Annotated in this window: 10 protein-coding genes; 9 read left to right on the forward strand and 1 reads right to left on the reverse strand. The window is 41.4% G+C overall.

Annotated features, from left to right (window positions below; all coding sequences use genetic code 11):
* The 8 genes from QZ359_RS07555 to pcp all read left to right on the forward strand — a co-directional run.
* A partial coding sequence (locus tag QZ359_RS07555) for a gamma-glutamylcysteine synthetase (protein ID WP_293965204.1) occupies positions 1-892 on the forward strand: 892 nt, incomplete at its 5' end.
* A 75-nt stretch (positions 893-967) separates the two neighbouring features.
* A complete protein-coding gene (gene thrC / locus QZ359_RS07560; protein ID WP_261030562.1) occupies positions 968-2,452 on the forward strand; it encodes a threonine synthase in 1,485 nt (494 codons plus the stop codon).
* A gap of 60 nt (positions 2,453-2,512) precedes the next feature.
* Entirely contained in the window at positions 2,513-3,793 is a 1,281-nt protein-coding gene (locus QZ359_RS07565; protein ID WP_261030563.1) for an MATE family efflux transporter, read from the forward strand.
* Between the two features lie 3 nt (positions 3,794-3,796).
* The gene (locus tag QZ359_RS07570) at positions 3,797-4,420 is read left to right on the forward strand and encodes an HAD family hydrolase (protein ID WP_261030564.1); all 624 of its coding nucleotides are present in this window, start codon (positions 3,797-3,799) and stop codon (positions 4,418-4,420) included.
* A gap of 162 nt (positions 4,421-4,582) precedes the next feature.
* Complete coding sequence (locus QZ359_RS07575; protein ID WP_293965206.1) at positions 4,583-5,785, forward strand: LysM peptidoglycan-binding domain-containing protein; 1,203 nt, start codon at positions 4,583-4,585, stop codon at positions 5,783-5,785.
* Between the two features lie 318 nt (positions 5,786-6,103).
* On the forward strand, positions 6,104-6,529 hold the full coding sequence (locus QZ359_RS07580; protein WP_194250513.1) for a MarR family winged helix-turn-helix transcriptional regulator: 426 nt from the start codon (positions 6,104-6,106) through the stop codon (positions 6,527-6,529).
* 10 nt (positions 6,530-6,539) lie between these two features.
* Entirely contained in the window at positions 6,540-6,902 is a 363-nt protein-coding gene (locus QZ359_RS07585; RefSeq protein ID WP_061087522.1) for a DUF1304 domain-containing protein, read from the forward strand.
* Positions 6,903-7,014: 112 nt separating this feature from the next.
* Complete coding sequence (pcp, locus tag QZ359_RS07590; RefSeq protein WP_293965211.1) at positions 7,015-7,659, forward strand: pyroglutamyl-peptidase I; 645 nt, start codon at positions 7,015-7,017, stop codon at positions 7,657-7,659.
* A 25-nt stretch (positions 7,660-7,684) separates the two neighbouring features.
* On the opposite strand, the gene QZ359_RS07595 is transcribed toward pcp, so the two are convergent.
* On the reverse strand, positions 7,685-8,542 hold the full coding sequence (locus QZ359_RS07595; protein WP_261044330.1) for a DUF975 family protein: 858 nt from the start codon (positions 8,540-8,542) through the stop codon (positions 7,685-7,687).
* 116 nt (positions 8,543-8,658) lie between these two features.
* On the opposite strand from QZ359_RS07595, the gene tgt reads away from it, so the two are divergent.
* Positions 8,659-9,801 (forward strand): tRNA guanosine(34) transglycosylase Tgt, encoded by a 1,143-nt coding sequence (tgt, locus tag QZ359_RS07600; protein ID WP_125411299.1) that lies wholly within the window; start codon positions 8,659-8,661, stop codon positions 9,799-9,801.
* Positions 9,802-9,879: the final 78 nt, after the last annotated feature.

The following is a 9,879-nucleotide window of genomic DNA, read 5'->3' on the forward strand; positions in this document are numbered from 1 at the left end:
AATTCATCCTAACTGCGATAAAAATGAGAATTGTCCAGTGGCATATCCACGCTATCAGATGTTGATGGATTATTTGAATTTGAGTAGAAATGTTACTAAATCAGATTTACATAATTTCCCTGAATATGGGGCTTTTATCTGTGGGAGTCAGGTTCAGCTGGATATTTCAAAATCCAACTACTTACGGGTGATTAATGCTTTTACTCAAATTGAAGCGGCTAAGGCTTACTTATTTGCAAACTCTGAGTTTACAGGTGCGGATTGGGATACAAAAATCTCAAGAGATATTTTCTGGGAAGAATCTATGCATGGTATCTATCCAGAGAATGTTGGTGTCAATGCTAGCCTCTTTAAAGATGAGGATGATTTTTTTGACTATCTAGATCATTCTGCAATTTTTACTGCGGAACGTGATGGACAAACCTATTATTTTTATCCGATTCAGGCTAGGGACTATTTGGCTACACCTGAAATCCAAGCATTTGATCTTAATGGGGAAGAGGTTCTTATTTACCCTCAAGAGAAAGACTTTGAAACTCATCGTAGTTATCAGTACCAAGACTTAACAACTCGCGGAACAGTTGAGTTTCGTAGTGTGTGTACTCAGCCTCTTGGTAGGACTTTTACTTCAGCAGCCTTTCACTTGGGATTGTTGGTTAATTTAGACAAGTTAGAAGCTTACTTAGAAACAACACCTTTCTTTAAAAAATTTGGTCGTGATTACAAGTTTTTAAGACGACAATTTTCTAAGAAAAAGCTTACAGATGAGGAGAAAACTGCGATTATAGAGTTTTCAAAAGACTTACTCCTGCTAGCTGATGAAGGACTGAAGATGAGAAATAAGCAAGAAATGAGCTATTTACAGCCTTTGAAAGAAGAATTGAGCCTATAATTTCTCTTGTAAAAGGAGAATTTTCTGAAAAATCATGATATAATGGATGAGACTATAGATAAAGGATAGAGAGTAATGACATTAGTTTATCAATCAACGCGTGATGCCAACAATATAGTAACTGCTAGCCAAGCAATTTTGCAAGGTTTGGCAACGGATGGTGGTTTGTTTACACCGCTTACTTATCCAAAGGTAGATTTGGACTTTGACAAATTGAAAGATGCTTCTTATCAGAAAGTTGCTAAGTTAGTTTTGTCAGCATTTTTAGATGACTTTACAGCTGAAGAGTTGGACTACTGTATCAACAATGCCTACGATAGTAAATTTGATACTCCATCTATTGCGCCTTTGGTGAAATTAGACGGGCAATACAACCTGGAACTCTTCCATGGTTCTACGATTGCCTTTAAGGACATGGCCTTGTCTATCTTGCCATACTTTATGACGACTGCTGCTAAGAAACATGGTTTGGAAAATAAGATTGTTATCTTGACAGCAACATCTGGTGATACTGGGAAAGCTGCTATGGCGGGCTTTGCGGATGTGCCTGGTACTAAGATTGTCGTCTTTTATCCAAAAGATGGTGTCAGCAAGGTACAAGAGTTGCAAATGACTACTCAGACTGGTGACAATACTCATGTTATCGCCATTGATGGTAACTTTGACGATGCCCAAACAAATGTGAAGCACATGTTTAACGATGTGGCTCTTCGTGAAAAATTGGCAGCCAACAAGCTCCAGTTCTCATCAGCTAACTCGATGAATATCGGTCGTCTGGTGCCACAGATTGTTTATTATGTTTATGCCTACGCTCAGCTTGTTAAGACTGGTGAGATTGTGGCTGGTGATAAGGTCAACTTCACAGTGCCAACTGGAAACTTTGGAAATATCTTGGCTGCATTTTATGCTAAGCAAATTGGCCTACCAGTTGGTAAATTAATCTGTGCGTCAAATGACAACAATGTTTTGACAGACTTCTTCAAGACACGTGTTTATGATAAGAAACGTGAGTTTAAGGTAACAACTAGCCCATCTATGGATATCTTGGTATCTTCAAACTTGGAGCGTCTCATTTTCCACCTTTTGGGTAATAATGTGGCTAAAACAGCTGAACTCATGAATGCCTTGAACAAGCAAGGACAATATGAGTTGACAGACTTTGATGCAGAGATTCTTAACCTCTTTGCAGCTGAATATGCGACTGAAGAAGAAACAGCGGCAGAAATCAAGCGTGTTTATGAGTCAGATTCTTATATCGAGGATCCACATACGGCGGTTGCCTCGGCAGTTTATAAGAAATATCAAGCGGCTACTGGCGATGTGACTAAGACAGTGATTGCTTCAACAGCGAGTCCATACAAGTTCCCAGTGGTTGCAGTAGAAGCTGTAACTGGAAAATCAGGACTTGGCGACTTTGAGGCCTTGGCTCAATTACATGAAATCTCAGGCGTTGCAGTACCACCAGCAGTTGATGGGCTTGAAACAGCTCCTGTTCGTCACAAGACAACAGTGGCAGCTGTTGACATGCAAGCAGCGGTTGAGGCTTATCTAGGACTTTAAGACAGAGGGAGTAAACTCGGTTGGGAAACCAACTGAGTTTCTTTTCATCAGGAGGACGGATTGTTTAAGAAAAATAAAGACATTCTTAATATTGCCTTGCCAGCTATGGGCGAAAACTTTTTGCAGATGCTCATGGGGATGGTGGATAGTTACTTGGTAGCCCACTTGGGCTTGATAGCTATTTCGGGTGTATCAGTAGCTGGCAATATTATCACGATTTACCAGGCGATTTTCATCGCTTTGGGAGCTGCTATTTCCAGTGTTATTTCAAAAAGTTTGGGGCAGAAGGATCAATCTATGCTAGCCTATCATGTGACTGAGGCCTTGAAGATTACCTTACTATTAAGTTTCCTTTTAGGAGCTTTGTCCGTCTTCGCTGGGCAAGAGATGATAGGACTATTGGGAACGGAGAGGGCTGTAGCTGAGAGTGGAGGACTGTATCTATCTTTGGTAGGCGGTTCGATTGTTCTTTTGGGATTAATGACTAGTTTGGGAGCCTTGATTCGTGCAACTCATAATCCACGTTTGCCCCTCTATGTGAGTCTTTTATCAAATGCCTTGAATATTCTTTTTTCAAGTCTAGCTATTTTTGTTCTGGATATGGGGATAGCTGGTGTTGCTTGGGGGACAATTCTGTCTCGCTTGGTAGGTCTTGTGATTTTATGGTCGCAATTAAAGTTGCCTTTTGAGAAACCGACTTTTGGTTTAGATAAGGAACTATTGACCTTAGCTTTGCCAGCAGCTGGAGAGCGGCTTATGATGCGGGCTGGCGATGTCGTTATCATTGCCTTGGTCGTTTCTTTTGGAACGGAGGCAGTTGCTGGGAATGCAGTCGGAGAAGTCTTGACCCAGTTTAACTACATGCCTGCCTTTGGCGTCGCTACGGCAACGGTCATGCTGGTGGCTCGAGCGGTTGGTGAGGATGATCGGAAAAGAGTCGCAAGTTTGAGTAAACAAGTCTTTTGGCTTTCTCTGGTCCTCATGTTACCCTTGACCTTCAGTATCTATGCTTTGGGCATACCACTGACTCATCTCTATACGAATGATTCTCTAGCGGTGGAGGCTAGTGTTCTAGTGACACTTTTTTCACTACTAGGGACCCCCATGGCGGCTGGAACAGTCATCTATACGGCTGTTTGGCAGGGCTTGGGGAATGCTCGTCTTCCCTTTTATGCGACAAGTATAGGAATGTGGTGTATCCGCATTGGAACAGGATATCTGATGGGGATTGTGCTTGGTTGGGGCTTGCCCGGTATTTGGGCCGGAACCCTTTTGGATAATGGTTTTCGTTGGTTATTTCTACGTTACCGTTACCAGCATTATGTGAGCTTGAAAGGATAGGAAATGCAAAAAACAGCTTTTATTTGGGATTTAGACGGGACTTTATTGGACTCTTATGAAGCGATTTTGTCAGGGATTGAGGAAACTTTTGCTCAGTTTTCTATTCCTTATGAAAAGGAGCAGGTGAGAGAGTTTATCCTCAAGTTTTCTGTGCAGGATTTACTTGTGCAGGTGGCAGAAGAGAGAAAGCTGGATGTGGAAGTTCTAAATCAGGTGCGTGCACAGAGTCTGGCTGAGAAGAATGCTCAGGTAGTTTTGATGCCAGGTGCGCGTGAGATGCTAGCTTGGGCAGACCAAGCAGGAATTCAGCAGTTTGTTTACACTCATAAGGGAGACAATGCTCTTACCATTCTCAGAGACTTGGGTTTGGAATCTTATTTTACAGAGATTCTAACCAGTCAGAGTGGCTTTGCTCGCAAGCCTAATCCGGAAGCGGCTACCTATCTGTTAGACAAGTATCAGTTGGATCCTGAGAAAACCTATTATATAGGGGATCGGACTCTGGATGTGGAATTTGCCCAGAATAGTGGTATTCAAAGTATCAACTTTTTAGAGTCGACTTATGAAGGTAATCACAGGATTCAAGCGTTAGCAGATATTTACTGTATTTTTGAGGCTAAGCAATAAAAATATTGTGTCAGTTTTGTGACAGAGACCTAACAAACTATTTCAAGTAACTGAGTTTGTTACAAGGAATAGACAGTTCTGTTAAATAGGCCCGAGAGGGCTTTTTTTCTGCATTTTTTGTGTTATCATAGACAGGTACTCATTTGAAAGGAATTTGAAAGAATGAAGAAAAGAATATTATTAGCCTCAACAGTAGCCTTGTCGTTTGCCCCAGTATTGGCAACCCAAGCAGAAGAACTTCTTTGGACTGCACGTAGTGTTGAGCAAATCCAAAATGATTTGAATAAAACGGATAACAAAACAAGTTATACCGTTCAGTATGGTGATACCTTGAGCACAATTGCAGAAGCCTTGGGTGTAGATGTCACAGTTCTTGCGAATTTGAATAAAATCACCAATATGGACCTGATTTTCCCAGAAACCGTTTTGACAACGACTGTCAATGAAGCAGAAGAAGTAACAGAAGTTGAAATCCAAACTCCTCGAGCAGCTTCTAGTGAGGAAGTGACAACTGCGACAGCAGATTTGACAACCAATCAAGTGACCGTTGATGCTCAAACTGTTCAGGTTGCAGATCTTTCTCAACCGATTGCAGAAGATCCAAAAGCGGTAGAAACTACAAGAACAAAAGAAGTGGCATCAAGTTCAGAAGTTGCAGAGACAGTTACTACTGCAGAAGAAGTCGCGCCATCTACAGGAAATTCTGTTTCAGAGAAGCAAATAGCCGAAACAAGCAATGCAGTTGCAGAAGCAGCTCCTCAGGCAACGACTCCAGCTGAGAAAGAGGAAACACAAGCAAGCCCTCAGGCTGAGTCAACAGTGGAAACAACTACAACTCCAGTAGAAGAAAAAGCAATAGAAACAACTGCAACAAGTTTAGAAGAAGTAAAAGAAGTAGCATCAAGTGAAGCTACACCAGCAGTTTCTACTTATCAACTAGAAGAGAAGAAAACAGTTTCAACAACTTACGCGGCTCCAGCAGCGCCCGATTATGCTGGACTTGCGGTAGCGAAATCTGAAAATGCAGGCCTTCAACCACAAACAGCTGCCTTTAAAGAAGAAATTGCTAACTTGTTTGGCATCACATCCTTTAGTGGTTACCGTCCAGGAGACAGTGGAGATCACGGAAAAGGTTTGGCTATCGACTTCATGGTACCAGAAAGCTCAGAACTAGGGGATAAGCTTGCGGAATACGCTATTCAAAACATGGCCAGCCGTGGAATTAGTTACATTATCTGGAAACAACGTTTCTATGCTCCATTCGATAGCAAATATGGACCAGCTAATACTTGGAACCCAATGCCAGACCGTGGTAGTGTGACAGAAAACCACTATGACCACGTTCACGTTTCAATGAATGGATAAACCAGACTTGGTAATATCATTTTGACGAATGAGATCTAGCTTTCGTGATAGGAAGCGAGTCTCGTTCGTTTTTTCTTTGTCATACTCTTCGAAAATCTCTTCAAACCACGTCAGTTTTATCTGCAATCTCAAAGCTGTGCTTTGAGCAACCTACGGATAGCTTCCTAGTTTGCTCTTTGATTTTCATTGAGTATCAATATGGATGGAAAATGGAAGTTACCATTTTGTAATGATTGAAGCAACATTCTTGCAATTTATTTTACTTTGTATTATATTTGATTAGTCAACTATTGATAAGTCAACAGAAAGAAGGAAGAAATGTTAGAGATTCAAGATTTACTTTATCAACTCCGCTTGTCTGAGCAAGCGAGCACGCAATTGTTTGAAAAAAGACTTGGGATTAGTTTGACACGGTATCAGATTTTATTATTTTTGTTGAAGCATTCCCCTTGTAATCAAATAGCGGTTCAGGAGCGTTTGAAGATTGATCAGGCCGCCTTGACACGACATTTCAAAATTCTGGAAAAGGAAGGTTTGGTGGAGCGTCATCGTAATCCTGAAAATCAGCGAGAAGTGTTGGTAGAGGCTACGAAGTATGCCAAGGAGCAGTTAGTGGTGAATCCTCCTCTGAAGCATATCAAGGTTAAAGAAGCGATGGAAAGTATCTTAACAGAGTCTGAAAGAACAGAACTCAGCCGTTTATTAAATAAATTGGTTTTGGGTATTGAGAATATAGAGATCTAAGGAGAAATAGATGTCAATTATTACAATCATTTTAGCAACGATCGTTGCTTTGGAGCATTTTTACATTTTTTATTTGGAAAGTATTGCAACGCAATCAGATGCGACTAGTCGTGTCTTTAACATGGACAAGGAAGAACTGGCTCGTCCGTCAGTAAGTTCATTGTTTAAAAATCAAGGGATTTATAATGCTTTGTTAGGAGTCTTTCTCTTGTATGGAATTTATTTCTCACAGAATTTAGAAATTGTGACTATTTTTGTTTTATTTGTGATTGGTGCTGCGGCTTATGGCTCTCTCACAGCAGATAAGAAAATTATTTTGAAGCAAGGTGGACCAGCTATTTTGGCCTTGATTAGTATTTTACTCTTTAAATAAGTTCAAAGGTCAATCTTAGTCTTTCTAGTCCTTTTCACTCCAGAATAAGGAAAATATGTTATACTTGTTTTTAAGAAAAAAGTCTCATTGAATTGGTTTTGAGGAGTTAGAAATGAAAGTATTAGTGACAGGTTTTGAGCCCTTTGGAGGGGAAAAGGTCAATCCAGCTTTGGAGGCCATTAAAGGTTTACCAGCTGAAATCCATGGTGCTGAGGTCCGTTGGTTAGAAGTGCCAACAGTCTTTCACAAATCGGCCCAAGTATTGGAAGAAGAGATGAGTCGTTATCAACCTGACTTTGTCCTTTGTATCGGCCAAGCAGGTGGAAGAACCAGCTTGACACCTGAGCGAGTAGCCATTAATCAAGACGATGCACGCATTCCTGATAACGAAGGTAATCAAACGATTGACCTTCCCATTCGCCCAGACGGTGCTCCGGCCTACTTTAGTAGTCTGCCGATTAAAGCGATGGTTCAAGCTATAAAAAAAGAGGGATTGCCGGCCTCTGTTTCTAATACGGCAGGGACTTTTGTCTGCAATCATTTGATGTATCAGGCCCTCTATTTGGTAGAAAAGAAATTTCCACATGTTAAGGCAGGTTTTATGCATATTCCTTATATGATGGAACAGGTGGTGAATCGACCGACTACCCCAGCTATGAGTTTAGTGGATATTAGGCGAGGGATAGAAGCGGCAATCGGCGCCATTATCGAACATGGAGATCAAGACCTCAAGTTGGTAGGCGGAGAAACTCATTGATAGAAAAAAGCTTGAGGGAAAACCTTCAAGCTTTTGGACGTTTTCGAGCCAATACTGCTCGGTAAAAAATCATTTTATTGATTTGAATGTAGGGTAGGAGTGAGAAACTAGCAATTCCAAAAGTAATCCAATTGAGGAAGTACCAAGGGAGGAGTTGTAGGTCTAGAATAAAGCGCTGAAATTTATAGCCTTTCATCAGGAAACGGCTGGTTTTAAGGATTTGTCCTGGTTTGGCTTGTCCTAAATCTAGGGTGTCACAGAGGAGAAATTCTACCTGCGAATAGGCATAGTATTGTGGAATATAGAGACTATTTCCGACAATCATCAAGAGTATACTTGCTAGAAAGTAAAGACCAAAGGTCATGAGGAAACGCTCGGTTTCAATTGACGTGAGATCCAGATTGGGAAACTCAGGGTGAAGGACAACGAATTTCTTTGCTAGAAAGCTACTGTAAAAAAGAAAGTAAATTCCGAGTAAACTAGGAATGCTCCATAAAAAGAGATAGAAACGTTTGAGAAGTAGAGTCAAAAAGGTTTGTGAAAAGTGTGCTTCGTTAAAGAGAGTAAGACTATTTTTGACGGATAGTTCTGTATCTGGATTCTTGATGAGTTTTAGGGTTGTATAGACTGAACTGGTTAGAAGTATTGCCCCGATAAAGGAGACTAATAGTGGAAAAAGGTAGGCTTGGAATACATGGCCAAACACGCTTAAAAAGTATTGCTCTAAAATAGACTCGTTGATGCGCTCTAAGGGATTGAGGAAGCCAGACAAGATGACCAGTATACTAGGTAAGAGATAGACGAGAAAGAGGCGGGGATTTTCAGCTTGAAATTGTCTAGCCTGCAGACGAATGGTTTTTAAATCAATTTTTGGGTATTTCATTCTCTCATTATACCATAGTTCGTGACAGTTCCAGCTTTTTTTGATAAAATCATACAGTATGCCCTTGGGCACAAAGTATGAACTGGGACTGTCTTTCCCAGCTTCGGAGGTAAAAAATGTCAGATTCACCAATCAAATATCGTTTGATTAAGAAAGAAAAACACACGGGAGCTCGTCTGGGAGAAATTATCACTCCCCACGGAACCTTTCCGACACCTATGTTTATGCCAGTTGGAACTCAAGCCACTGTCAAAACTCAGTCGCCTGAAGAATTGAAGGAGATGGGTTCGGGAATTATCCTATCAAACACCTATCACTTGTGGCTTCGTCCTGGAGATGAACTCATTGCACGTGCAGGTGGTCTCCACAAGTTCATGAATTGGGACCAGCCTATCTTGACAGATAGTGGTGGTTTCCAGGTTTATTCCCTAGCTGATAGCCGTAATATCACAGAAGAAGGAGTAACCTTTAAAAACCATCTCAATGGTTCTAAGATGTTCTTGTCCCCAGAAAAAGCCATCTCTATTCAGAATAATCTGGGCTCAGACATCATGATGTCCTTTGACGAATGTCCCCAGTTTTATCAGCCTTATGACTACGTTAAGAAATCGATCGAGCGTACCAGTCGTTGGGCTGAGCGTGGTTTGAAGGCTCATCGTCGTCCGCATGATCAAGGCTTGTTTGGAATTGTGCAGGGGGCAGGATTTGAAGATCTTCGCCGCCAATCGGCTCACGACCTTGTCAGCATGGATTTCCCAGGCTACTCTATTGGTGGTTTAGCAGTTGGAGAAACCCATGAAGAGATGAATGCGGTCTTGGACTTTACAACTCAACTGCTGCCTGAAAATAAACCTCGCTATTTGATGGGTGTGGGAGCGCCAGATAGCTTGATTGATGGGGTGATTCGTGGGGTAGATATGTTTGACTGTGTCTTGCCGACTCGTATCGCTCGTAACGGAACTTGTATGACCAGTCAAGGTCGTTTGGTTGTCAAAAATGCTCAGTTTGCTGAGGACTTTACGCCACTGGATCCTGAGTGTGATTGCTACACATGTAAGAACTACACACGCGCCTACCTTCGTCACCTGCTCAAGGCTGATGAAACCTTTGGTATTCGCTTGACTAGCTACCACAATCTTTACTTCTTGCTTAACCTGATGAAGCAAGTGCGACAAGCCATCATAGATGACAATCTCTTGGAATTCCGTGAGTATTTTGTGGAAAAATATGGCTATAATAAGTCAGGACGTAATTTCTAAAATGGAATGGATATAAGCTAAAAATGGCTCTTTGTCAACTGTAGTGGGTTGAAGTCAGCTAAGCTCGAGAAAGGACAA

This window comes from Streptococcus sp. (genome assembly GCF_019414905.1).
Classification (GTDB): Bacteria; Bacillota; Bacilli; order Lactobacillales; family Streptococcaceae; genus Streptococcus.